General features: G+C 68.2%; 22 protein-coding genes and 1 pseudogene. 16 read left to right on the top strand and 7 right to left on the bottom strand.

All coding sequences use genetic code 11. The features are described from left to right. Positions 1-45: 45 nt before the first annotated feature. The 5 genes and pseudogenes from hscA (at position 46) to CAL15_RS09410 (ending at position 4,079) form a co-directional block, all read left to right on the top strand. Positions 46-1,983: a Fe-S protein assembly chaperone HscA gene (gene hscA, locus CAL15_RS09430; protein ID WP_086078352.1), complete on the top strand. Its 1,938-nt coding sequence runs from the start codon at positions 46-48 to the stop codon at positions 1,981-1,983. A gap of 7 nt (positions 1,984-1,990) precedes the next feature. After that, complete coding sequence (fdx, locus tag CAL15_RS09425) at positions 1,991-2,332, top strand: ISC system 2Fe-2S type ferredoxin (protein ID WP_086078351.1); 342 nt, start codon at positions 1,991-1,993, stop codon at positions 2,330-2,332. Position 2,333: 1 nt separating this feature from the next. Then, on the top strand, positions 2,334-2,528 hold the full coding sequence (gene iscX, locus CAL15_RS09420) for a Fe-S cluster assembly protein IscX (protein WP_086078350.1): 195 nt from the start codon (positions 2,334-2,336) through the stop codon (positions 2,526-2,528). A 184-nt stretch (positions 2,529-2,712) separates the two neighbouring features. Continuing rightward, positions 2,713-3,060: pseudogene (locus tag CAL15_RS09415) on the top strand (IS110 family transposase); the annotation flags it as partial. 128 nt (positions 3,061-3,188) lie between these two features. Continuing rightward, on the top strand, positions 3,189-4,079 hold the full coding sequence (locus CAL15_RS09410) for a methylglyoxal synthase (protein ID WP_086078349.1): 891 nt from the start codon (positions 3,189-3,191) through the stop codon (positions 4,077-4,079). A 5-nt stretch (positions 4,080-4,084) separates the two neighbouring features. Here the strand turns inward: CAL15_RS09410 and CAL15_RS09405 are convergent, their stop codons facing one another. Then, the gene (locus tag CAL15_RS09405; RefSeq protein ID WP_086078348.1) at positions 4,085-4,888 is read right to left on the bottom strand and encodes an enoyl-CoA hydratase/isomerase family protein; all 804 of its coding nucleotides are present in this window, start codon (positions 4,886-4,888) and stop codon (positions 4,085-4,087) included. A 305-nt stretch (positions 4,889-5,193) separates the two neighbouring features. Between CAL15_RS09405 and CAL15_RS09400 the strand changes: the two genes are divergently transcribed. The 7 genes from CAL15_RS09400 (at position 5,194) to CAL15_RS09370 (ending at position 12,608) form a co-directional block, all read left to right on the top strand. Next, positions 5,194-5,991: an ABC transporter ATP-binding protein gene (locus CAL15_RS09400; RefSeq protein WP_198299246.1), complete on the top strand. Its 798-nt coding sequence runs from the start codon at positions 5,194-5,196 to the stop codon at positions 5,989-5,991. Continuing rightward, a complete protein-coding gene (locus tag CAL15_RS09395; protein WP_086078346.1) occupies positions 5,991-6,869 on the top strand; it encodes a branched-chain amino acid ABC transporter permease in 879 nt (292 codons plus the stop codon). The genes CAL15_RS09400 and CAL15_RS09395 overlap by 1 nt, the downstream gene beginning before the upstream one ends. 2 nt (positions 6,870-6,871) lie before the next feature. Continuing rightward, positions 6,872-7,909 (top strand): branched-chain amino acid ABC transporter permease, encoded by a 1,038-nt coding sequence (locus tag CAL15_RS09390; RefSeq protein WP_086078345.1) that lies wholly within the window; start codon positions 6,872-6,874, stop codon positions 7,907-7,909. A 40-nt stretch (positions 7,910-7,949) separates the two neighbouring features. Next, positions 7,950-9,143 (top strand): ABC transporter substrate-binding protein, encoded by a 1,194-nt coding sequence (locus CAL15_RS09385; protein WP_086078344.1) that lies wholly within the window; start codon positions 7,950-7,952, stop codon positions 9,141-9,143. 121 nt (positions 9,144-9,264) lie between these two features. Next, positions 9,265-10,059 (top strand): ABC transporter ATP-binding protein, encoded by a 795-nt coding sequence (locus CAL15_RS09380; RefSeq protein WP_086081017.1) that lies wholly within the window; start codon positions 9,265-9,267, stop codon positions 10,057-10,059. Beyond that, entirely contained in the window at positions 10,056-11,903 is a 1,848-nt protein-coding gene (locus CAL15_RS09375) for an AMP-dependent synthetase/ligase (RefSeq protein WP_086078343.1), read from the top strand. Before CAL15_RS09380 ends, CAL15_RS09375 begins: the two co-directional genes overlap by 4 nt. A 78-nt stretch (positions 11,904-11,981) precedes the next feature. Next, entirely contained in the window at positions 11,982-12,608 is a 627-nt protein-coding gene (locus tag CAL15_RS09370; RefSeq protein WP_198299193.1) for a TetR/AcrR family transcriptional regulator, read from the top strand. Positions 12,609-12,630: 22 nt separating this feature from the next. Here CAL15_RS09370 and CAL15_RS09365 read toward each other — a convergent pair whose 3' ends face one another. The 4 genes from CAL15_RS09365 to prfB all read right to left on the bottom strand — a co-directional run bounded on the left by CAL15_RS09365 (position 12,631) and on the right by prfB (position 16,343). Beyond that, entirely contained in the window at positions 12,631-12,921 is a 291-nt protein-coding gene (locus CAL15_RS09365) for a hypothetical protein (RefSeq protein ID WP_086078341.1), read from the bottom strand. 9 nt (positions 12,922-12,930) lie between these two features. Next, complete coding sequence (gene lysS / locus CAL15_RS09360) at positions 12,931-14,451, bottom strand: lysine--tRNA ligase (RefSeq protein ID WP_086078340.1); 1,521 nt, start codon at positions 14,449-14,451, stop codon at positions 12,931-12,933. Positions 14,452-14,458: 7 nt separating this feature from the next. Continuing rightward, positions 14,459-15,214, bottom strand: a complete 756-nt coding sequence (locus CAL15_RS09355; protein ID WP_086078339.1) for an SDR family oxidoreductase — start codon at positions 15,212-15,214, stop codon at positions 14,459-14,461. A 24-nt stretch (positions 15,215-15,238) separates the two neighbouring features. Next, positions 15,239-16,343, bottom strand: a protein-coding gene (prfB, locus tag CAL15_RS09350; protein ID WP_157666632.1) for a peptide chain release factor 2 whose coding sequence is annotated in 2 segments (ribosomal slippage) — positions 15,239-16,261 and positions 16,263-16,343 — 1,104 coding nt in all. Because the reading frame shifts where the segments join, the coding sequence is not laid out codon by codon here. Between the two features lie 663 nt (positions 16,344-17,006). Between prfB and CAL15_RS09345 the strand changes: the two genes are divergently transcribed. Then, positions 17,007-18,317, top strand: coding sequence for an MFS transporter (locus CAL15_RS09345; protein ID WP_086078338.1), 1,311 nt, complete (start codon positions 17,007-17,009; stop codon positions 18,315-18,317). 206 nt (positions 18,318-18,523) lie between these two features. On the opposite strand, the gene recJ is transcribed toward CAL15_RS09345, so the two are convergent. After that, positions 18,524-20,224 (bottom strand): single-stranded-DNA-specific exonuclease RecJ, encoded by a 1,701-nt coding sequence (recJ, locus tag CAL15_RS09340; RefSeq protein WP_086078337.1) that lies wholly within the window; start codon positions 20,222-20,224, stop codon positions 18,524-18,526. Next, on the bottom strand, positions 20,206-21,207 hold the full coding sequence (locus CAL15_RS09335) for a hypothetical protein (protein ID WP_086081016.1): 1,002 nt from the start codon (positions 21,205-21,207) through the stop codon (positions 20,206-20,208). Before CAL15_RS09335 ends, recJ begins: the two co-directional genes overlap by 19 nt. A 276-nt stretch (positions 21,208-21,483) precedes the next feature. Between CAL15_RS09335 and CAL15_RS09330 the strand changes: the two genes are divergently transcribed. The 3 genes from CAL15_RS09330 to CAL15_RS09320 all read left to right on the top strand — a co-directional run bounded on the left by CAL15_RS09330 (position 21,484) and on the right by CAL15_RS09320 (position 24,784). Next, entirely contained in the window at positions 21,484-22,761 is a 1,278-nt protein-coding gene (locus CAL15_RS09330) for a lipoprotein-releasing ABC transporter permease subunit (RefSeq protein ID WP_232468221.1), read from the top strand. A gap of 72 nt (positions 22,762-22,833) precedes the next feature. Continuing rightward, the gene (locus CAL15_RS09325; RefSeq protein WP_232468220.1) at positions 22,834-24,066 is read left to right on the top strand and encodes a lipoprotein-releasing ABC transporter permease subunit; all 1,233 of its coding nucleotides are present in this window, start codon (positions 22,834-22,836) and stop codon (positions 24,064-24,066) included. After that, entirely contained in the window at positions 24,059-24,784 is a 726-nt protein-coding gene (locus CAL15_RS09320; RefSeq protein ID WP_086078334.1) for an ABC transporter ATP-binding protein, read from the top strand. Before CAL15_RS09325 ends, CAL15_RS09320 begins: the two co-directional genes overlap by 8 nt. Positions 24,785-24,793: the final 9 nt, after the last annotated feature.

Below are 24,793 nucleotides of genomic sequence, written 5' to 3'. Positions count from 1 at the left end.
ATCCAGCCCGTCCGCGTTTACACAGACCAAGAATTCGAGCGAGATATGGCTTTACTGCAGATTTCCGAGCCCGGCGAATCGCCCGCGCCGCACCAGCGCCGGCTGGCGGTGGGCATCGACCTGGGCACCACCAATTCCCTGGTGGCCGCGGTGCGCAGCAGCGTGGCCGAGGTACTGAACGACGCCCAGGGCCGGCCCTTGCTGCCGTCCGCGGTGCAATACCTGTCTGGCGGGCGTGCCATCACCGGCTACGACGCGCTGGCGCAGCAGGCGGCGGATCCGCGCAACACCGTCGTGTCGGTCAAGCGCTTCATGGGCCGTACGCTGGCCGAGGCGCAGGCCAGCGGCGCGCCGTACGAGTTCGTCGATGCGCCGGGCATGGTGCGGCTGCGCACGGTGCAGGGTGACCTTAGCCCCGTCGAGGTGTCGGCGCAGATCCTTGCCGTGCTGCGCCAGCGCGCCGAAGACGTGCTGGGCGACGACCTGGTGGGCGCGGTGATCACCGTGCCCGCCTATTTCGACGATGCGCAGCGGCAGGCCACGCGTGATGCGGCTCGCCTGGCGGGCCTGAACGTGCTGCGCCTGCTGAACGAACCCACGGCCGCGGCCATCGCCTATGGCCTGGACAACGCTGCCGAGGGCGTCTACGCCGTCTATGACCTGGGCGGCGGCACGTTCGACGTGTCCATCCTGCGCCTGACGCGAGGCGTGTTCGAGGTCATCGCCACCGGCGGCGACACGGCGCTGGGCGGCGATGATTTCGACGCGGCCATCGTGGAGTACGCGTTGCGCACGGGCCGATCGGCCGTGGCCTCTGGCAAGCCCGGCTCGCAGTCCTCGGCGTCCAACCCTGAAAGCTCCGCGTCGACCGACGCGCCGGCCGGCCTCAGCCTGGCTGATCGCCGTCGCCTGCTGGTGGCCGCGCGCGCGGCGCGTGAAGCGCTAAGTTCGCAAGACCAGGCCCGACTCGAGGTGGCGCTGGACGATGGCAGCGCGATTGCGTTGGAGCTGACCCGCGACCAGTTCGAAACCCTGGCGCAGCCCCTGGTGGCGCGCACGCTGGACAGCGCGCGCCGCGCGCTGCGCGACGCGGCCCTGGCGCCCGCCGACGTGCGCGGAGTGGTCATGGTGGGCGGTGCCACGCGCATGCCGGTGGTGCGGCGCGCCGTGGGCAAGCTGTTCGGCACCGATCCTCTCGTCGACCTGGACCCTGACCAGGTGGTGGCGCTGGGCGCCGCGCTGCAGGCCAATCTGTTGGCCGGCAATCGTGCGCCGGGCGAGGACTGGCTGCTGCTGGACGTGATTCCGCTGTCGCTGGGCCTGGAAACCATGGGCGGGCTGGTCGAGCGCATCATCCCCCGCAACAGCACCATCCCGGTGGCGCGGGCGCAGGAATTCACCACCTTCAAGGACGGCCAGAGCGCCATGAGCCTGCACGTGGTGCAGGGCGAGCGCGACCTGGTCTCCGACAGCCGGTCGCTGGCGCGCTTCGAGCTGCGCGGCATTCCGCCTATGGTGGCGGGCGCGGCGCGCATCCGGGTCACTTTCCAGGTGGACGCGGACGGATTGCTAAGCGTGACGGCCCGCGAGCAGAGCACCGGCGTAGAGGCCGCGGTCACCGTGAAGCCTTCGTATGGGCTGTCGGACGACGAGATCGCCGGCATGCTGGCCGACAGCATGGCGCAGGCCGACAGCGACGCCCGCGCGCGCATGCTGCGCGAGCAGCAGGTCGAGGCGCGGCAGCTTGCCGAATCGGTGCGCGCGGCCCTGCGCGCGGATGCCGACCTGCTGTCCGACGACGAGCGCGCCCGCGTCGACCAGTGCCTGGCCCAGGCCGATGCGGCAGCGGACATGGAGGACGTCGAAGCGGTGCGCGCCGCGGTGCAGGCGCTGTCCGACTCCACCGAAGACTTCGCCGCCCGGCGCATGGATCGCAGTATCCGCAAGGCGCTGGCCGGCCGTAAACTGGACGAAATCGCCTGACCGCATCATGCCCAAGCTGACCGTATTGCCTCACCCCGACGTCTGCCCCGAGGGCGCAGTCATCGAAGACGCGCCCAAGGGCGTATCCATCTGCCGCGTGCTGCTGGACAACCACATCGATATCGAGCACGCGTGCGAGTTGTCCTGTGCCTGCACGACGTGCCATGTGGTCGTGCGGCAGGGCTTTTCATCGCTCGAAGACGCTTCCGACAGCGAAGAAGACCTGCTGGACCGCGCCTGGGGCCTGACCTCCACGTCGCGGCTGTCCTGCCAGGCGAAGATCGCCGACCAGGACCTGACGGTCGAGATTCCGAAGTACACCATCAATCACGCCAAAGAGGCGCACTGAGATGAAGTGGACCGACACCTACGACATCGCCGCGGCCTTGGCCGATGCGCATCCCGAGGTCGACCCCAAGACCCTGCGCTTCACGCAACTGCGTGAGTGGGTGATGGCGCTGCCGGGATTCGACGACGAGCCCTCGCGCAGCGGCGAGAAGATTCTCGAGGCCATCCAGATGGCATGGATCGAGGAAGCGGACTAGACGCACGTGTTGCCGTGGGGCGTGTCGCCGCATCGAGTCGGCACGCAACCCTGGCCCATCCGTGCGATGCGCGGCGATTACGATTGGCCCGAACCGGATACCGGTTCGGGCCTTAATGAGATGGTCAGCCCGATCCCCACGAAGCGGTACGCTGAGTGGGGATTGTTCTTTCTGGGAGACCCTCATGAACGACGTCACGCTGATTGGCATTGATCTGGGTAAGCACAGTTTTCACCTGCACGGCCAGGATGGTTCAGGCAGGATGGTGTTTCGCAAGAAGCTCACGCGCAGCCAGATGTTTACGCTGTTGGGCAACACGCCGGCCTGCGCGGTGGTGATGGAAGCCTGCGCCGGGGCGCACTGGGTGGCGCGTCGGGTCCAGGCACTGGGCCATCATGCCAAGCTGATCTCTCCGCAGTTCGTCAAACCCTTTTTGCAAGGCAACAAGAACGACTTTGCCGACGCGCAGGCGATCTGTGAGGCGGCCAGCCGTCCGAGCATGCGGTTCGTGAGTCCGCGCAACGAGGCTCAGCCGCTTGCAAAAATCGGGCTGACCATAGATTGCTTTGCGCGTACGGAATGTGATCGCTGTCGGGCGATCCACCGCGCTAATATCGTTCGCAATTCCCTTTCGCCATTCTTTCCTCCCGGGCCTACGCCATGACTGCTCGCCTGCGTTTCGGACTTGCCGTGAACCGCCTGCACCACGAGACGGCCGACGCCGCGCTGTTCGACTGGCTGCGCGCCAGCGGCGCCGGCATCCGTGAACTGGGCATGGAGCTGCACACGGTGGGACGTACCTTCGACGCCATCCAGCGCGAACAGATGCTGCAGGGCTATCGCGGGCTGATCCGCTATCCCTATGGCCGCGAGGGCGGGTTGATGAAGCTGGTGGCCCGCGTGACAGAAGGGCGGGACGGCGCCGAACCTTTCGATGGGGCCATCTACCTCATCGATCCCGTCGATCCTTCGTCCATATTCCCCGAGGCCCTGGCGTTGAAGCGCCAGTGCATCACGCACGGCCGGCCGTTCGTGTCGACGTTGGCGGGCGCCATCGAATGGGTGGAGGTGGAGCGCGTGCTGGCCGGACTGACGCCAGATCCCGCCGTGTCGCGCCATTTCGACTTCGGCCGCCAGACGCTGGCGCTGATCGCGCACGACGCGCTGAAGGACGAGATGGTGGCGTTCGCCGCCGACCATTTCGACCTGCTGTCGCGCTTTTCGCGGCGCGTGGCGACGGGCACCACCGGCGGCCTGCTGAACGACCTGGCGTGGTCGCGCGGCTGGCCCGCCGACCGGCCGTGGGTACATCGCTATCTGAGCGGGCCCCTGGGCGGCGATGCGCAGATAGCCGAACTGGTGCTGGAGCAGCAGTGCCAGCGCGTGGTGTTTTTCGAGGACCCGCACGTGGCGCGGCAGCACGAGGCCGACATCCAGCTGCTGGAGCGCGCCGTGCGCGTGGTCACGGCGCAGGCCACGTGCGCGACCTCGCCCGCGGTGGCCAGGCGCTGGGCTGTCGCCGCGGCGCAGCGTGCCGCCAGCCATGGATAGCGTCTTCAGGTCCCGGTGAAGCGCGCCGGGCGCTTCTCGCGGAAGGCGCGCACGCCTTCTGCGAAATCGTCGCGCTGCACCGTCCGCAGGAACGTGGACGTTTCGTCGGCCAGTTGCGTTTCCAGGCTGGCGTGTGCGGCATGCCGCAACAGCGACTTGGCCGCGGCGATGCCATGGGGCGCGTGCGCGGCAAGCTCCCGCGCATAAGCCTCGGCCGATGCGCGCCCCTGGCCCGTGGGGGCCAGGCGGGTCAGCAGGCCCCAGTCCAACGCCTCGCGGGCAGAGAAGGGTTCGGTCCGCAGCAGCAGGTCGAGCGCGCGCCGCGGTCCCAGTGCCTGCATCAGGCTATGCGTCATACCCGCATCGGGCGTGGCGCCCAGCTTCAGGTAGGCGGTCATGAAACGGGTGTCGTCATCCGCGATGGCCAGGTCGCATGCCAGCACCAGCGACAGACCCGCGCCCGCGGCCATGCCGTGTGCGTCGGCAAGCCAGAGCTTGTCCATGCGTGCGATGCGGGCGATGAAATCGTTGAGCGGCGTGAACAGATCGAGCAGCGTGGCGCGTACCTCGGCGGGCTCGTGCTGGAACATGGCGATGTCGCCGCCCGCGCAGAATGCCCGGCCCGCGCCGCGCACCACGACCACGCGCAGCTCGGGTTGCGTTTCGATGAATTGCGCGGCGCGCTGCAGGTCTTGCGCCATCGCCACGTTCACCGCGTTCATCGACTCGGCGCGATTCAGCGTGAGCGTGGCGATGGCGCCGTCGGACTCGAACAGCAGTGTGTGGCAGGCCGGAAAAGCAGGGATCATGGCTGTCTCCGTTTATCGGGTAAGTACCATCTGTCGATCCAAAAAAGCCGATGCTAAGGTTTGGACCGAGCGCTTGCTTGGTTTCTCTTTTGCTGCGGCAACCCTGGCAGAAGCGCCTTCGCGATGGCATACGCGGGGGCGATCCCACCGGCAAAGCGTAACGCATAGAACGATTGTCCGGCGCTGCACTGGCGTAGGTAAAGACAGGTTCGTTGCATCCACCTGCCCAGCGGGTTCGCCAGGACGACGAAGCTTCGCATCACCGTGCGAGGAGACGACAGGTGGATCAGTCCGACACGCCTTCCCTGTTGGAGGTGGAGGGGGTCACGCTGGCGTTCGGCGGCGTCAAGGCGCTGACCGACGTGGGATTTCGCGTCGACGCCGGCACCATCACCACGGTCATCGGCCCCAATGGCGCGGGCAAGACGTCGCTGTTCAACACCATATCGGGCTTCTACCGGCCCGCCGCGGGGCGCGTCCGCTTCATGGGGCAGGACATCACCCGCCTGCACGCGCCGCAGCGCGCGCGGCTGGGCCTGGCGCGCAGCTTCCAGAACATCGCGCTGTTCCGCGGCATGACCGTGCTGGACAACATCAAGCTGGGACGGCATGCGCACCTGCGCTGCAACGTGTTCGATGCCCTGCTGTACGTGGGGCGTGCACGGCGCGAAGAAATGGCGCTGCGCGCGGACATCGAAGAGCGCATCATCGACTTCCTCGAGATAGACCACATCCGACATGCGCCGGTCGCCGCGCTGTCGTATGGCCTGCAGAAGCGTGTGGAGCTGGCCCGCGCGCTGGCCATGCAGCCCAAGGTGCTGATGCTGGACGAGCCGGTGGCCGGCATGAACCGCGAGGAAACCGAGGACATGGCGCGCTTCATCCTGGATGCGCGGGCGGAGTGGGGCCTGACCGTGCTGATGGTGGAGCACGACATGGGCATGGTGATGGACCTGTCCGACCACGTGGTGGTGCTGAACTTCGGACAGGTCATAGCCGACGGCACGCCGGCGCAGGTGCAGGCTGATCCGGAAGTCATCAAGGCCTACCTGGGAGCGGGCGATGTCGGCGAACTGCGACGGCGCCTGCGGGAGGCGGCCTGATGGACCTGCTGTTCCTGCTCGAAGTCACGCTGGCAGGCCTGGGCAGCGGCGGCCTGTACGCGCTGGCGGCGCTGGCCTTCGTCATCGTCTACAAGGCCACGCGAGTGGTGAACATCGCCATCGGCGAGTTCCTGATGCTGGGGGCCTACATTTTCTATGCCTTCGCGGCCAGCATGGAATGGCCCTTCTGGGCCGCCATCCTGGGCGCCGTGGCGCTGTCGGGCGTGCTGGGCGCGGTGGTCGAGCGCCTGGCCATCCGCCCCATGCTCGGAGAGCCGCCGATATCGGTGTTCATGGTGACTGTCGGCCTGGCCTCCATCCTGGTGGGCGCCGTGGAACTGATCTGGACGGCGGACCAGCGGCGGCTGCCCGAATTCATGCCGCGCTCCCCCGTGATGGTGGGCGAGGCCTTCGTCGCGCCCAAGGTCTTCTACGGCTTCTGGGTGGCGGTGGCGCTGGTGCTGCTGGTGCTGGCTGTGTTTCGCTGGTGGCGGGGCGGCGTGGCGCTGCGCGCCACCGCATCCGACCAGGGCGCGGCCTATGCCATGGGCATCAATGTGCCGCGCGTGTTCTCGCTGTCCTGGGTGGCGGCCGGCGCGATGGCCGCCGTCTCGGGCGTGATCGTGGGCGCCATCGGCGGCATCTCCTCGTCCATGGGCGTGTTCGGGCTGTCCGTGCTGGTGGTGGTGATCGTGGGCGGGCTCGACAGCGTGGCCGGCGCGCTGGTGGGCGGCGTCTTCATCGGCTTGCTCGAGGCGTGGGCTGGCGCCTACCTGGGCGGCGAATACAAACTGCTGGCCACATTCCTGGTGCTGGTGGCGGTGCTGATGCTGCGGCCGTACGGGCTGTTCGGCACGCGCGAAATCGAGAGGCTCTGACCATGCGCATCGCGACCGCGAAGCAGACCTACCTGGCCGACGAGGCGCTGTTCGACACACGCACCCAGCACGTATGGCTGGCGCTGCTCGTGGCCGGCCTGGTGCTGTTTCCGTTCTTCGCCAATGCGTACTGGCTATACCTGGCTTGCCTGGTCTCCATCAACGTCGCCAGCGCGACGGGGCTGAACATCCTGACGGGTTATACCGGGCTGGTCAGCCTGGGACAGGCCGCCTTCATGGGGCTGGGCGCGTACACCGTCGCGGTGCTGGAGACGCGGCTGGGCACGCCGCTGCTGCTGAACCTGCTGGCCGCCGGTGCGGTGGCCATGGGGGGCGGGCTGCTGGTGGGCATACCGTCGCTGCGCGTGAAGGGACTGTATCTGGCCATCGCCACCATCGCGGCCTCGTTCATCGCGCACTTCATCTTCGCCAACTGGGAATTCACCGGCGGCACCAACGGGCTGCAGGTGCCGCCCGCACGGGTGCTGGGCGTGCCCCTGGACACGTCGTTCCGGATCTATTGGCTGATCGTGCCCGTGACGGCGCTGATGGTGCTGGGCGCCGCCAACCTGTTCCGCACGCGCGTGGGCCGGGCCTTCATCGCGATTCGCGACCGGGACATCTCGGCCGAGGTGCTGGGCATACGGCTGCTGCGCTACAAGCTGCTGTCCTTCGGGCTGTCGTCGTTCTATGCCGGGGTGGCGGGCGGGATGTGGGCGTATTTCTTCCGCGTGGTCACGCCGGAGAGCTTCCCGCTGATCATGTCGATCTTCTTCCTGGCGGCCATCATCGTGGGCGGCATGGGCTCCATCCTGGGCGGGATACTGGGCGCGGTCTTCATGACCATGGTGCCCGAGTTCCTGAAGCTGGTGGTGGACTGGCTGCCCGTGGGCGGCGATGCGCTGCGGCTGATATCGCCGATCCGCACCATCGTGTTCGGCCTGTTGATCGTGGTCTTTCTGATCTTCGAGCCGCATGGGCTCGCGGAAATGTGGCGGCGCACGCGCCGCTATTTTCACCTCTGGCCATTTCGCACTTAGCGATGACGCGCGGCCGGCAACGATAACCAGGAGACAAACCATGAAGCGCATCCGGGCAGGTAGCGGTGTATCGAGGTTGCTGGCCGCGCTGGGGATGGCGGCCGCGCTGGCGGCGCCGGCCGCCTACGCGCAGTCGCAGGCGCAGGCGCAGGAACTTGTGCTGGGCGGCTCCATTCCGATGAGCGGCGTGTTCGCGTTCGCGGGACAGGGCATCCACGCGGGCATCACCGACTACGTCAAGGTGATCAACGAGCAGGGCGGGATCAAGGGCCGCAAGCTGCGCTACGTGCCCGAGGACACGGCCTACAAGGTGGACGCGTCGGTGGCGGCCTTCAAGAAGATCACCAGCCAGAACAAGGTGGACTTCTACTACGGCGATTCCACCGGGTTCTCGAAGACGATCAATGCCGAGCTGAACCGGGCCGGCACCATCCTGATGACGGGCGCCTCGTTCGCCACCGAGCTGAACGATCCCGCCAAATATCCGGCGCAGTTCATGCTGGGTCCCGACTACACCGAGATGTTCGGCATCCTGCTGCGCTACATCGCCAAGGAGCAGCCGGGCGCCAAGGTGGCGTTCGTCTATTCCGATACCGAGTTCGGCCGCGACCCCATCGCCAGTTCCCGCGCCGTGGCCGAGAAGCTCGGGCTGAAGGTGGCCGCCGAGATCATGACGCCGCCGGGCAGCGTGGACGTATCCACCGAGGTGATCAAGCTGCGCCGGGTGGATCCCGACTACACCATCTTCCACGGCTACGTGCTGGCGCCCATCCCGGAGTTCGTGGGGCAGGGCAAGCGCATGGGATTGAAGACGCGCTACATGGGCACGTTCTGGACCATGGACAACTCCACCGTGATGCAGATGGGCGAGGATGCGGAAGGGTTCATGGGCGTGATGCCTTATCGCTATTACTACGACGAGGCCGCCGATGCGCCCATGCTGAAGAAGATCCGCGAGTTGCGGCCACAGTACCAGAGCACGGGCTATATGCAGGGCTTCCTGGCGGCGATGCTGTTCTCGGAGGTCGCCAAGCGCACGCTGGACGCCGGCAAGGAACTGAACGCGGCCAACATGAAGGCGGCTTTGGAAGGCATCAAGGACTTCGACACGGGCGGGCTGATCGGCGTGCCGATCTCCATCAAGGGCAATTCCATTCCGGTGGGGCGCGTGTATCGGGCCGACGCAAAGCAGAAGAAGATGGTGCCCGCCTCCGACTGGATCGTGCTGCGGTGAGGCGCCCGTGAACACGCATGCGGCGGGCGAAAAGGCGGTCGGGGTTCCGGCGGCCGGCGGTCCGGGGGCCGGCCATCCGGCGGCCGGTGATTCGGCCGGCGTACGGGCCGGCGCGCCGCCGGTGCTCGACATCAACAACATCGAGGTGGTCTACAACAAGGCGGTGCAGGTGCTGCGCGGCCTGTCGCTGGCGGTGCCGGCCGGCAGCATCGTGGCGCTGCTGGGCAGCAACGGCGCCGGCAAGTCCACCACGCTGAAGGCTGTGTCGCGCCTGCTCGAACTCGAGGACGGCGAACTGGTGCGCGGCGCCATCCGCTTCGACGGGCGCGACACCGCGGGCGCCCGACCGCAGAACCTGGTGCGCGCGGGCCTGGCGCACGTGATGGAGGGCCGCAGGGTGTTCGAGGACCTGACGGTGGAAGAGAACCTGATCGCCGCCACCTATGCGCTCGCCGGACGGTCCGCGGCGCCGGCGGATTTCGACGTGGTCTACGGCTACTTTCCGCGACTGCACGAGCGACGCCGCGGCCTGGCGGGCTACCTGTCGGGCGGCGAGCAGCAGATGCTGGCCATCGGCCGCGCGCTGGTCGCCCAGCCCAAGCTGATGCTGCTGGACGAGCCCTCGCTGGGGCTGTCGCCCATGCTGGTCGAGAGCATTTTCTCCATCATCGCCCGCATCAACGCGGAGCAGGGCGTGTCGATGCTGCTGGTGGAACAGAACGCGTCGGTGGCGCTGGCCGTGGCGCACTACGGCTACATCATGGAGACCGGCAAGGTGGTGATCGACGGCAGCGCGCAACGGCTGGCCGCCGATCCGGACGTGCGCGAGTTCTACCTGGGCGTGGGCGGAGCCGGCGAGGCGCGCGGCTATCGCGACATCAAGCACTACAAGCGGCGCAAGCGGTGGCTGTCATGAAACAGCCAGCCGAGAGCGCCGCCGGGCAGGGCTGGCCCGCGCTTACGCTGGTGCAGATGCTGCGCGAGCAGGCAAGGCGCCGGCCGGCCGCCATTGCCATCCGGCAGAAGGACTTCGGCATCTGGCAGCCGCTTACCTGGGATGGCTACTGGACGCGTGCACGCCGCGTGGGGCTGGGCCTGGCGGCGCTGGGGCTGGCGCCCGGAGGCCGGGTCGCCATCATCTCGGAAAACCGCGTCGAGTGGCTGCTGGCGCAGATGGGGGCGGGCGCCGTGGGCGCCGTGCCGGTCGGGGTGTACTCGACCAGCCCGGCGGCCGAGATGGGCTACGTGCTGGAACATGCCGACGTGGAGCTGGCGGTGTGCGAGGATCAGGAGCAGACCGACAAGGTACTGCAGGTGGCGGCGCGCCTGCCTCGGCTGCGCAGGATCGTGGTGATGGAAACCAAGGGACTGCGCTCGTATCCGTCGCAGCAGCGCGCGCTGCTGGTCACCTACGCCGAACTCGAGGCCGAGGGCGCGCGGCGCGAGGCCGCGCAACTGGCTGCCCTGGACGCCGCCCTCGACGCGCAGTCGCTGGATGAGGTGGGCTTGATGATCTATACCTCGGGGTCGACCGGCAAGCCCAAGGGCGCCATGATCACTTATCGCAACATGCGCGGCGTCGCGCCGGGCATCGCCGAGCGCCTGGACATGGACGCGGCCACCGTGCACCTGTCGTACCTGCCGTTGTGCCACGTGGCCGAGCAGATGCTGTCGACCTTCGTGCCCGTGTACCTGGGCTCGCAGGTCAATTTCGGCGAATCGATACGCACCGTGCAGGAGGACCTGCGCGAGGTCGCGCCCACGGTATTCCTGGGCGTGCCGCGCATCTGGGAGAAGCTGCATGCCGCCATCTCGATCAAGATGCAGGAGGCGGGCAGGCCGCAGCAGTGGCTGTACCGGCGCTGCATGGCGGCCTGCGCGCCTTTCCACGAGAAGTCGCCGCGCCAGCGCAGCCTGCGCGAGCGCCTGGTGTATGCCTGCTGCTACTGGGTGATGCTGAGGGCGCTGCAGAACTTCATCGGTCTGCGACGCGTGCGCACCGCCATGACCGGAGCCGCGCCCATTTCCCCAGAGGTGGTGCGCTACTTCCGCACGCTGGGGGTGCCGCTGCTCGAGGTGTACGGCCTGACCGAGTCCACCGGCATGGTGTTCGGACAGCATCCCGACCGCGTGAAGGTGGGGACGGTGGGCGAGTCCATCGCGGGGGTGCAGTGGCGCGTGGGCGCGAAGGGCGAATTGCAGATACGCGGCGACATGGTGTTCGCCGGCTATTACAAGAATCCGGAGGCGAGCGCCGATACGGTGCGCGGCGGGTGGCTGCATACGGGCGACGTCGTGGCCGAGCAGGACGGACGGGTGCGCATCGTCGACCGCCTGAAGGACATCATGATCACCGCGGGAGGCAAGAACCTGACGCCGTCGGAGATCGAGAACGCGGTCAAGGGCAGTCCGTATATCAAGGAGTGCATCGTCATCGCCGATGGGCGGCGCTACGTCACGGCGCTGATCCAGCTGGAGTACGACACGGTGGGCAAATGGGCCGAATCGCGCGGCATCGCTTTCACCCATTTCCGGTCGCTGGCCGAGCATGCGCGCGTGCGCGAGCTGGTGCAGGACGAAGTGGCGCGCGCCAACGCGGGGCTGGCGCCCGTGGCGCAGATCAAGCGTTTCCACCTGCTGACCAAGGAGCTGGACCACGACGACGGTGAGGTCACGGCGACGATGAAGGTGCGCCGCGCCAGCATCTACCAGGCCTATGCGACGGAGATCGAGTCGCTTTATCGGGAGGCGGCGGCATGAACCGGGGCGTCCGCCATGGCATAGCCGCTCTCGCCTCGACCCACGGGCTGTAGCGGCATGGTCAGGCACGAGGCGGACATGGATGTGCTGGCCGGCCGCGACGACGGCGCCGACTCGCAGCGCAGGATCGAGGTGATCCTGACCGCGGGCCGGCTGTTTCGCGCGTACGGCTACGAGCGCACCACGGTGCGCGAACTGGGCCGCGCCGTGGGACTGCAATCGGGCAGCCTGTTCCATCATTTCCGCAGCAAGGAAGAGATACTGGTGGCCGTGATGAACAACGGCATCCAGGAGGTGCTGGACTGCGGCGAGCAGGCGCTGGCCCGCTATGCCGCGCCGGCCGACCGCCTGGCGGCGCTGTTCAGGGTGCACATGTGGAGCATGCTGCACGGCGCGGGCGGCGACGCCATGAACGCGCTGGTGTACGAATGGCGCAGCCTGTCGGCGCCCAGCCAGGCGGCGGTGAAGCGGCTGAGCGACCGCTATGAGGCGATGTGGCAGCAGGTGGTGGGCGCGGCCGTCGACGCCGGCCTGCTGAAAGGCGATTCGCGCGTCATCAAGCGCTGCGTGCTGGGGGCGATGAACCTGACCGTGCAGTGGTATCGCGCGGATGGGCGCCTGGCGCCAGGGGAGTTCATCGACGCCATGCTGCAGGCCGCGCTGCCATCGCTGCCGCCGGGGGCGGGCAAATGGCCGGTGGGCTGATCGCCGTGGCGCTGGCCGGCCTCTAGCCGCGCCGTTTCAGCAGCGCGGCGCCGCCGCAGGCCAGGGACAGCGCCAACAATACGCCGGCCACCGGCAGCAGGGTGCTGCGTTCCTGGCCGCCCGACGACAGTTCGCCCAGCCAGAAGGCCACGCAGGCGCACGCGGCCACCAGCAGGCCCACGGCCGCCAGCAGCAGGATCACGTAGGCGCGCTGCTGCGCGCCTGGCGAGGCGGCCAGGGGGCCGCGCCGCGGCAGCACCACGTACATCAGCAGCACCAGGAACGCGACGATGACGAGCAGCTTGCCGATCATGGCGATGCGTCAGTCTTCGCGGCGCAGGTGCGGGAACAGGATGACGTCGCGGATGCTGGGGCTGTCCGTCAGCAGCATGACCAGGCGGTCGATGCCGATGCCGCAGCCGCCGGTGGGCGGCATGCCGTATTCCAGCGCCCGGATGTAGTCCGCGTCGTAGTACATCGCCTCTTCGTCGCCGGCGTCCTTGGCCTCGACCTGGGCGCGGAAGCGCTCGGCCTGGTCCTCGGGGTCGTTCAGCTCGGAGAAGCCGTTGGCGATCTCGCGGCCCGTCATGAAGAGTTCGAAGCGCTCGGTGATGCCTTCACGCGTGTCGGATGCGCGCGCCAGCGGCGAGACCTCGATGGGATAGTCGATGATGTACGTGGGATTCCACAGCTTGGCCTCGGCCGTCTCTTCGAACAGCGCCAGCTGCAGCGCGCCCAGGCCGGCGCGCGACAGCACGGCGCCGTCCACGTCGGCGCCCAGCTTCTTCAGCTCGGCGCGCACGAAGGCCGGGTCGTCCAGCTGCTGCTGGGTGTAGCCGGGCGCGTACTTGAGGATCGCTTCGCAGATGGTCAGGCGGTCGAACGGCTTGGACAGGTCCAGCTCGCGGTCCTGGTAGGTGAGCACGGCGCTGCCGGTCGCGGCGATGGCGGCGCGGCGGATCAGCTCTTCGGTGAAGTCCATCAGCCAGCGGTAGTCCGCATAGGCCGCGTAGAACTCCATCATCGTGAATTCGGGGTTGTGCCGCGGGCTGACGCCCTCGTTGCGGAAGTTGCGGTTGACCTCGAACACGCGCTCGAAGCCGCCGACGATCAGGCGCTTCAGGTAGAGCTCGGGCGCGATGCGCAGGAACATCTCCATGTCCAGCGCGTTGTGATGCGTGCGGAACGGCTTGGCCGCGGCGCCGCCCGGAATGGGGTGCAGCATGGGCGTCTCGACTTCGAGAAAGCCCGCCTCGAGCATGAACTGGCGGATGCTGCCCACGGCCTTGCTGCGCGCCTCGAAGGTGCGTCGCGTGGCGTCGGTCATGATGAGATCGACGTAGCGCTGGCGGTAGCGCAGCTCCTGGTCGGACACGCCGTGGAACTTGTCCGGCAGCGGACGCAGCGACTTGGACAGCAGCCGCGCGCTGGCGGCATGCACCGACAGTTCGCCCTTGTTGGTCTTGAAGACCTTGCCCTCGATGGCGATGATGTCGCCGATGTCCCACTGCTTGAAGGCCGCGTAGACCTCTTCGCCCAGCGCGCCGCGTTCCAGGTAGATCTGGATGCGGCCGCTGCCGTCCTGCAGCGTGGCGAAGCTGGCCTTGCCCATGACGCGCTTGAGCATCATGCGGCCAGCCACCTTGACCTGCGCGGCGGTGGCTTCCAGGGCGGGCTGGTCCAGCTCGTCGTACTTGGCGTGCAGGTCGGCGGCGCGGGCGTCGGGTACGAAGTCGTTCGGATAGGCGACACCGGCCTCGCGCAGTTTGGCCAGCTTGGCGCGCCGTTCGGCGATCAAGCGGTTCTCGTCCTGGGCGGAGGCGTCGGGCGTGTGGTCGGTCATGGCGGGTTCAGCGGTAATTGCGGATGTCGTCGATTTCGGTGGCGCCGAAGTCGTCGCGGTCGAGGTAGGCAAGGATGCGGGCGGCGACGTCGCCGGGCGCGGCGAGTTGGCCGGCCGTCTTGAATTCCTGGAACCTGGCCAGCGCCGGGAAGCTGGCCGGGTCGCTGCCGCGGATGGCTTCCTGCATGTCGGTATCGACGATGCCCGGCGCCAGCGATACGGCGCGCACGCCGTCGCCGCCTTGCTCCGCCTTCAGCACGCGGGTGTACATGTCGAGCGCGGCCTTGGTCGCGCAGTACACGCCCCAGCCGGCGCTGGGATTGCGGCCCGCGCCCGACGAGATGTTGAGCACGCGGCGGTCGGCCTGCAGGCCTTGCACGGCCTGCACGAAGCGCGCGGTCAGCAGCATGACGGCGCTGACGTTGAGATTGAAGGCGGCGCTGATGGCGGCGGGGTCGGTCAGCCCCGCGCACGGGGCCACAGGCTGCACCGTACCCGCGTTGTTGATCAGCAGGTAGCGGCGCGCGTCGCGCGGCAGCGACGCGGCGATGCGGGCGCCCGCGGCGTCGGCCGCGGCCAGGTCGGACAAGTCGACCTTGATCTGCTCCAGTTCGGCGCCCTGCGCGTTGGCATGGGCCGCAAGATCGGCGTCGTCGCGCCGCGCCAGCGTGACCAGGCGCACGCCCGGACGGGCCAGGCCGCGCGCCAGCGCGGCGCCGATGCCGCGCGATGCGCCGGTAAGAATGGCTATGGTGTCGGTCATGCAGGGGCCTCTGTGGGGCAGGGGTTAGACGCCTTGCTTCAGGCTTGCCTGGATGAAGGGATCCAGGTCGCCGTCCAGCACTTTCTGCGTGTTGGAGATTTCGACGTTGGTGCGCAGGTCCTTGATGCGGCTCTGGTCCAGCACGTACGAGCGGATCTGGTGGCCCCAGCCCACGTCGGTCTTGGAGTCTTCCAGCTTCTGCTGCTCGGCCATGCGGTTGCGCATCTCCAGCTCGTACAGGCGCGACTTCAGCATCTGCATGGCTTCGGCGCGGTTGCGGTGCTGCGAACGGTCGTTCTGGCACTGCACCACGATGCCGGACGGCATGTGCGTGATGCGCACGGCCGAGTCGGTCTTGTTGATGTGCTGGCCGCCCGCGCCGCTGGCGCGGTAGGTGTCCACGCGCAGGTCGGCCGGGTTGATCTCGATCTCGAACGAATCGTCGACCTCGGGATACACGAACACGCTGGCGAACGAGGTGTGGCGGCCGCCGGACGAGTCGAAGGGGCTCTTGCGCACCAGGCGGTGCACGCCGGTCTCGGTGCGCAGGTAGCCGAACGCGTATTCGCCTTCGAGCTTGATGGTGGCCGACTTGATGCCCGCCACTTCGCCCTCGGATTCTTCCAGCACCTCGGCCTTGAAGCCCTTGCGCTCGGCATACTTCAGGTACTGGCGCAGCAGCATGGAGGCCCAGTCTTGAGCCTCGGTACCGCCGGCGCCGGCCTGGATGTCCAGGAAGCAGTTCAGCGGATCGGCCGGGTTGGCGAACATGCGGCGGAATTCCAGCGCTTCCAGGCGTTCCTGGAAGGCGTCGGCGTCTTTCTCGATGGCTTCGAGGGTGGCGTCGTCATCGTCGGCCGCCGCCAGCTCGAACAGCTCGCGCGCATCGGCCACGCCATTGCCCAGTTCGGTCAGCGTGCTTACGACGTCTTCGAGGGATTTCTTCTCACGGCCCAGGTCCTGGGCGTGCTTGGGGTCGTTCCAGACGGCCGGATCTTCGAGTTCGGCGTTTACGACCTGCAGGCGTTCGGCTTTGGCATCGTAGTCAAAGATACCCCCGTAACGCCAGCTCGCGCTGCGCGTAGTCGGCAAGGCGGGCGGCGATCTGGTTCTGGCGTTCGGCTTCCATGGCGATCCTTGATGACTTTTATGCGAAACCGGGCATTTTACCGTGTCCTGCAGGTGCTGTTCTCTGGCGTTGGGTGCGGCTTGGGTCTTTGTGGGGTCCGGGTGTGGTGCTTGAGTGGAAGATGCTGGTTGCGTGGAGGGTGATGCGGCGGTTTGGGTTCTTATGGCGCCGCGTGCGTATCTGCGAAGTCCCGTCCTCGCGCTGCCACGCTGCGGGCGCGACTTCTCCGACACGCACGCGGGTCACATGTACCTAATTCGGCGATTTACCCCTCTGCTCATTCGGCGGGTTCCGCTGTTGTTCCGGGGCCTGCCGCTGGCGTTGACGAGCATCAGGCGGTCATTGCAGCGGGCGATGCGCTGGTCGTCCTGCCACACGACCGCCCATTGCCGATGACAGGGGTTTGCAATGTGGGCGCCGCGACGGCTTGAGCCTGGGGCATGGCGGAGGGTTCGCGCCCGCAGCGCGGAGCGCGAGGACGAGAATCCGCAGTCATGGCCCAGGCGCTCAAGAACCCGGATCCCACCCATATCACGCCCCGCCTTATCAAAGGGAAGAACTACCGCAGCTTGGATGTTCAGGAAAACGTCAACATTCACCGTCTAGGCTGACAGAGCGACCGGCGGCATGGCCGGGAAGCGAGACAACAACGAGGAGACAGAGATGGAGAATGCAATGGCCTCCGGCGCCGGATCGTCCGTATCGGCCAGCGAAGAGGACCGCGTCTATCGCAAGATCGGCTGGCGCATCGTGCCGTTCCTGGTGCTGTGCTACGTGGTGGCCTATCTGGATCGCGTGAACGTGGGCTTCGCCAAGCTGCAGATGCTGCAGGACCTGAGCCTGAGCGATACGGTGTATGGGCTGGGGGCCGGCATATTCTTCATCGGTTACTTCATCTTCGAGATACCCAGCAACATCATCCTGCACCGCGTGGGCGCCAAGGTGTGGATCGCCCGCATCATGATCACCTGGGGCGTCATCTCGGCGGCCATGATGTTCACCAACTCGGCCACCATGTTCTACGTGCTCCGCTTCCTGCTGGGCGTGGCCGAGGCGGGGTTCTTTCCAGGCATCATCCTGTACCTCACCTATTGGTATCCCAACGCGCGGCGCGGGCGCATCACCACGTTCTTCATGATGGCGCTGCCATTGTCGGGGCTGATCGGCGGGCCGGTGTCTGGCTGGATCATGGATACCTTCCATGGCCAGCACGGCCTGAGCGGCTGGCAGTGGCTGTTCCTGCTGGAAGGCATCCCCTCGGTGGTGGTGGGGATCCTGGTGCTGTTCCTGCTGGACGACCGCATCGACAAGGCCCGGTGGCTGACCGACAGCGAGAAAGCCCTGCTGACTCGCAACATCCAGGCCGAGGAACGCGTGAAAGAAGACCCGCCGATCCGTGCCGCGCTGGCCAAGCCGCGCGTGTGGGCGATGGCGCTGACGTACTTCTCGTTCGTGATGGGGCTGTACGGCGTGGGGTTCTGGATGCCCACGCTGATCAAGGGCACGGGCGTGCAGAGCCCGCTGATGATAGGCCTGCTCACCGCCATTCCCAACCTGTTCGCGGTGATCGGCATGTTCTTGATCTCGCGCAATTCGGACCGCACCCGCGAACGCCGCTGGCACATCGCCGTCCCGGCCCTGTGCGGCGCGGCCGGCCTGGTCATGTCCGCGGTGTGGGGCGGCAATACCGCGCTGGCCATGCTGGCGCTGACCGTCGCCAACATCGGCATCTGCACCATCCTGCCCCTGTTCTGGAGCCAGCCCACGGCGGTACTGGGCGGCACCGCCGCCGCGGCCGGCATCGCGCTGATCAACTCGGTGGGCAATCTGGCGGGCTTCGTCAGTCCCTACCTGGTGGGCTGGCTGAAGGACCTGACCGGCACCACCAACACCGGCCTGTATGTTCTGGCCGCCAGCCTGACGCTGGGCGCCCTCATCGCACTATCGCAGCCGGGACGACTGGTGAACAAGTGAAACCGGCCAGCTCATGGTGAGCGCACGGCGACATGTGCGGACGTCGCGCGCCGCGATCGCCGCATTGCGTTGCCCTGAGCCGCATCGGCCCCGGAGAAGTCTCGCCCGGAGCGCGGCCAGCGCGAGGACGAGACTTCGCAGGGACCGATGCGGCGCCAGAAGAACTCAACCCGACGCACGCATCGACCACCAGCCCCGACACCGCTCTATTCAGCGTGCTCGACTACCAATTGCACTGACACCATCCCGTTCCAGACATTCTGCTCGAGTCGATAAGCCACCTGCACCTGCTCCGGCAGCGGCTGATCCCGCCCGAACCAGATGGCGTCGAAGCGCTGGTGTCCGCGCTCCAGCGACAGTTTCAGGTGCTTCTCGCCTACCAGGCGCTGCGCGCGCACGTGGAACTCGTCCAGGAACAGCGGGGCGGCGAAGCCGGCGCCCCATACCTGTTGCTGCAGCAGGCCGGCCACTTCGGCGTTCGCATACCCCGATTCGAGCGCGCCATCGGTTTCCAGCTGCGGCTCGAAGCGGTCGCGGCCGGTCAGTTCCCGCACGGCCGCGTCGAACGCCGGCGCGAAGGCCGCGAAGTCGTCGCGGCCCAGCGTCAGGCCCGCCGCCATGGCGTGGCCGCCGAACTTGCGGATCAGGTTGGGATGGCGCTTGGAGACCAGGTCGAGCGCGTCGCGCAGATGCACGTCGGGGATCGAGCGGCCCGAGCCGCGGATCTCGTCGTCGCCGGCCGGCGCGAAGGCGAGGGTGGGGCGCCAGAATTTCTCTTTCAGGCGCGAGGCCACCAGCCCCACCACGCCCTGGTGCCAGCCCGGGTCGAACACGCAGACGGTCGCGCCGGGCGCGGCCTGCGGGTCGGCCATGGCGGCCAGCGCCTGCTCGCGCATCTCGGCCTCGATGGTGCGGCGCTCGCGATTGATCTGGTCCAGCTGGCGCGCCATGTCCAGGGCCTCGGCCTCGTCGTCCGTAGTCAGGCAGGCGATGCCCAGGCTCATGTCGGCCAGGCGGCCGGCGGCATTGATGCGCGGCCCCAGCGCGAAGCCCAGGTCGAAGCCGCTGGCGGTGCGCGGCTCGCGCCCGGCAACCGCGAACAGCGCGCGCAGGCCCGGCTGCATGCGGCCGGCGCGCATGCGCTGCAGCCCTTGCGTGACCAGCAGGCGGTTGTTGGCGTCCAGCTTCACCACGTCGGCCACCGTGCCCAGGGCCACCAGGTCCGACAGCGCGTCCAGCCGCGGGCCGCCATCGGCAGGGTATACGCCGCGGCGGCGCAGTTCGGCGCGCAGCGCCAGCATCATGTAGAAGATCACGCCCACGCCCGCCAGGTTCTTGGACGGGAAGCCGCAGCCCGGCTGGTTGGGATTGACGATGGCCAGCGCGTCCGGCAGCGTGTCGCCGGGCAGGTGATGGTCGGTGACCACGACCCCGATGCCGGCGGCGTTCGCGGCGGCCACGCCGTCCACGCTGGCGATGCCGTTGTCCACCGTGATGATGATGTCGGGTTTGCCGCTGCGATGCCGGCAGGCCAGTTCGATGACGGCCGGCGACAGGCCATAGCCCGTCTCGAAGCGGTTGGGCACCAGGAAGTCGACGTCGGCGCCCATGGCGGCCAGCGCGCGCAGGCCCACTGCGCAGGCCGTGGCGCCGTCGCAGTCGTAGTCGGCGACGATCAGCAGCTTCTTGCGCTGCTGGATGGCGTCGGCCAGCACGGCGGCCGCGTGGCCGGATTGCGTGAGGTGCGCGGGCGGCAGCAGCGAAGGCCACACCAGGCGCGTCTGGTCGGGATGCGAGACGCCGCGCGCCGCCCACAGGCGGCACAGCAGGGGATGGATGCCCGCGGCTTCCAGCAGCTTGCAGGCTGCGGCGTCGGTCGGGCGTACGGTCAGACGGGGCGAGACCACCAGGTATTCCAGTCGTGCTTGGGCGCCGGCAGCCATTTCAGCAGGCCGGCGCGCGGTTTCAGGGTGAGCCGGACGCGGCGATCCTCGCCCAGCAACAGCAGTTCGGCAGGCCGGGCGGGCAGGCCGGACTTGCCCGTGGCCAATGGCTCGATGTGCGCGGCATCCAGGCGGGCCAGGGCATCCAGCCAGCTTGCCCAGTCGCCGGCGCGATGCGCGCCGTTCAGCTCGGTGGCCACGTGCACGTCCGGGGCCGCCGGCTGCACCGGCCAGGGCTCCGCGCCGCCGTACAGCCACAGGCCGTTCACCGGGGGGACGCCGCGCGCGGCGCGGGCCTCGTTCACCGGGTGTTCGTGCCAGGCCATCTGGATCTCGTTGAGCAGACGGCGCCAGGGGCGCATGGCCGCGTCCTGCGGCCACCAACTGTTCAGGCTGTGGCCCGCCACGGCGTGCGGGCTGCCAGTGTGCGGGCGCAGCCCCGGGGGCAGGTGCACGCGCCAACGCTGAGGGGACAGCGGTTCCGCGGCGAAGTCCGTGCCTTCGAACAGCGGCGCCACCTCGGCATACAGCGCTTCGGCTTCCTCGGCGTGCAGGTCCATCTGGTCCGGATCCAGCATCGCGGCCTGGTCGGTGCCCAGGCCCAGATGGACCAGTTCGGCCAGCCAGACGCCCGGCGATTGCGCACCGGCGGCTGCCGAGGCGCCGCCGCTTTCCAGTCCGTCAGGGCGGGCATGGGATTGCGGCAGGGCCAGCAGCGGACCCAGCCCCGCGCCGCGCGGCAGGCCCGGCTGGTCTTGATAGCCCGCCTGTTCCAGCTGCCAGGCCTCGTAGGGCGTGCAGCCGTGGGCGTGCACGTCGAAGGCCTGCGCATGCGCATGGCCGGCCTGCAGCCAGGCATGCAGGGCCGGCGCCTGTTGCGGCAGGCGCTTGGCCAGTTCGGCGGCAACAGTGGCGGGGGGCAGTGCGCCGGGAATCACGATCAGCATGGGCGGCATTGTAGTGCGGCGCTTCTGGCGCCGGAAACGATGCGGAGCGATGCGCCGATGGCAGCGCCGCGACGTTTGGTTACGCGCCGTCGGGTAGGGGGCCCGATTTGCGGGCATACTGCGCGTGGCTCCCGGGGGAACCTGCAAGGCGCGACTCGGGACCAACGGATTAAAAGTCCGCTGTCCTCCTTCGCAAGCTGTCCTCACACTTGATGCAATAATCCGCTCGTGCTGAAAACACCCTATGAACTCTGGGTAGGCGCCCGCTACGCGGGCATGGCCTCCATGCGCGGGCGGCGCGGCCGCCGCGATCGCTTCATTTCGTTCATCGCCGCGTCGTCCATGGCCGGCATCGCGCTGGGCGTGGCCGCGCTGATCGTGGTGCTGTCGGTGATGAACGGCTTCCAGAAGGAAGTGCGCGACCGCATGCTGTCGGTGCTGCCGCACATCGAACTCTACATCCCGGGCGCGGCGCCCGAGCGCGTGCTGGCGCAGTGGCAGCGGTTCGCCGGCGACGCGCGCGCCAACCCCTCCGTGACGGGACAGGCGCCGTTCGTGGCCGCGCAGGGGATGCTGGTGCGCGGCCAGACGGTGCGGGGCGTGCAGGTGCGCGGCATCGATCCGGCGGGCGAAGGGGCGGTGTCCGACATTCCGCGCCAGATGATCAGCGGCAAGCTGGATGCGCTGGCGCCCGGCAGCTATGGCGTGGTGCTGGGCGCAGAACTGGCCAAGGGCATGGGCGTGAAGGTGGGCGATACGGTGCTGATGCTCGCGCCGCAAAGCAGTACGGGCGCCGCGCCCGTGCGTCCCGATGCGAACGCGAATGCCGCCGCGCCCCTGGGCGGCTTCGCCCCGCGCATGCGGCAGTTCACCGTGGCCGGCATCTTCTCTTCGGGCCATTTCGAATACGACTCCGGGCTGGTGTTCGTCAACGACCGCGATGCGGCGGTGGTGTTCGCCGACAGCGGCACGGCCGGCGTGCGGCTGCGCGTGACGGACATGCAGCGCGCGCCGCAGGTCGCGGCCGAGCTGCGCAAGACGCTGCCGCCCTACGTCATGGCAAGCGACTGGACGCGCAACAACCGCACCTGGTTCGCCGCCGTGCAGACCCAGAAGCGCATGATGTTCCTGATCCTGGCGCTGATCGTGGCCGTGGCTGCCTTCAACCTGCTGGCGTCTCTGGTGATGGCCGTGAAGGACAAGCGCTCGGACGTCGCCATCCTGCGCACGCTGGGCGCGCGGCCAGGCGAGATCGCCCGCATCTTCCTGGTGCAGGGCGCATTGATCGGCGTGATCGGCACCTTCACGGGCGTGGCGGGCGGCATGGCCATCGCCTACAACATCGACGTCATCGTGCCGTTCCTCGAACGCCTGCTGGGCATCCATTTCCTGGCGCGCGAGGTCTATTTCATCAACGAGCTGCCGTCCGATCCGCAAGTGGGCGACATCGTCGCCATCGGCGTCACGGCGCTGGCGCTGTCGCTGCTGGCCACGCTCTACCCCAGCTGGCGCGCCTCGCGCCTGCAGCCTGCCCAGGTGCTGCGCCAGGACTGATTCCATGGATGCCATAATTTCGCCGTGCTGAAAATTCCCTACGAATTCTGGATCGGCGCCCGCTATGCGGGACTGGCCTCGATGCGTGGCCGGCGCGGACGCCGCGATCGCTTCGTCTCCTTCATCGCCGGCTCTTCCATGGTGGGCATCGCGCTGGGCGTGGCCGCGCTGATCGTGGTGCTGTCCGTGATGAACGGCTTCCAGAAAGACGTTCGCGACCGCATGCTGTCCGTGCTGCCGCACATCGAGCTCTCCGTCCCGGGCGAGGCCTCGGAGGGCGTGCTGGCGCAGTGGCGGCAACTGGCCGACCAGGCACGCGAGAATCCCGCCGTCGTCGGCCAGGCGCCCTTCGTGGCCGCGCAGGGCATGCTGGTGCGCGGCCAGGGGCTGCGCGGCGTGCAGGTGCGCGGCATCGATCCGGCCAGCGAAGGTTCCGTGTCCGACGTGCCTCGGCAGATGACGCGCGGCAGGCTGGATGCGCTGACGCCCGGCAGCTATGGCGTCGTGCTGGGCGACGAACTGGCCAACGGGCTGGGCGTGGATGTCGGCGATACGGTGCTGATGCTGGCACCGCAAGGCTCCATCAGCCCGGCCGGCTTCACCCCGCGCATGCGGCAGTTCACCGTGGTGGGCGTGTTCGCTTCGGGCCACTACGAATACGATTCCGCGCTGGCCTTCGTCAACACCGAGGACGCGGCCCGCCTGTTCCGCGACAGCGGCACGGCAGGGGTCCGGCTGCGCGTGAACGACATGCAGCGCGCGCCCGAGATCGCGGCCCAGCTGAAGCAGGCGCTGCCCCAGGGCGTCGTGGCCAGCGACTGGACCCAGAGCAACCGCACCTGGTTCGCGGCCGTGCAGACCGAGAAGCTGATGATGTTCCTGATCCTGACGCTGATCGTGGCAGTGGCCGCCTTCAACCTGCTGTCCTCGCTGGTGATGGCGGTGAAGGACAAGCAATCGGACATCGCCATCCTGCGCACACTGGGCGCTGGTCCCGGCGAGGTGGCCCGCGTCTTTCTCGTGCAGGGCGCGCTGATCGGCGTGATCGGCACCTGCGTGGGCGTGGCGGGCGGAATCCTCATCGCGTACAACATCGACGCCATCGTGCCGTTCATCGAGCGCCTGCTGGGCTTCCAGCTCATGCCCAGCGAGATCTACCTCATCAGCGCGCTGCCGTCCGATCCCCAGGCCGGCGACATCGTCACCATCGGCATCACGTCGTTGGTGCTGTCGCTGCTTGCCACGCTCTATCCCAGCTGGCGCGCCTCGCGCCTGCAACCGGCACAGGTGTTGCGCCATGACTGACAGCAAGAATTCCTCCCACGCCGACAAGACCACGCCTGCCCTGCATGCCGAGAATCTGGCCAAGGTCTACGACGAGGGCCCGGCCCGCATCGAGGTGCTGGGCGGCGTGTCGCTGACCGTGCAGCGGGGCGAGATGGTCGCCATCGTCGGCGCCTCGGGCTCGGGCAAGAGCACGCTGCTGCACATCCTGGGCCTGCTCGACGTGCCGACCAGCGGCAGCATCACGGTCGATGGCGTGGCCGCGGCGGGCCTCAGCGAAAGCGCCAAGAGCCAGCTGCGCAACCGCAGCCTGGGCTTCGTGTATCAGTTCCATCATCTGCTGCCCGAGTTCTCGGCGCTGGACAACGTGGCCATGCCGCTCATCGTGCGTCGCGAATCGCGCGACTCGGCGCGCCTGGCCGCGCGCGAGGTGCTGGCCCAGGTGGGCCTGGCCCAGCGCGAGGGACATTTCCCCGGGCAGCTGTCCGGCGGCGAGCGCCAGCGCGTGGCGCTGGCGCGCGCGTTGGTGTCGCGGCCGGCCTGCGTGCTGGCCGACGAGCCCACAGGCAATCTCGACCGCCACACCGCGCATGGCATGTTCGACCTGCTGGCGCGCGTGAACCGCGAATCGGGCACCGCCTTCGTCATCGTGACGCACGACCGCGAGCTGGCAGCGCGGGCCGACCGGCAGCTGCACATGGAACGCGGTAAGCTGGTGCTGGACCGCGCTCCCGGCTGACCATGCCGC

It is taken from the genome of Bordetella genomosp. 13 (genome assembly GCF_002119665.1).
Classification (GTDB): domain Bacteria; phylum Pseudomonadota; class Gammaproteobacteria; order Burkholderiales; family Burkholderiaceae_B; genus Bordetella.
Note: the sequence above shows the minus strand (reverse complement) of the source record. Positions and strands in the feature narration are given on the sequence as shown.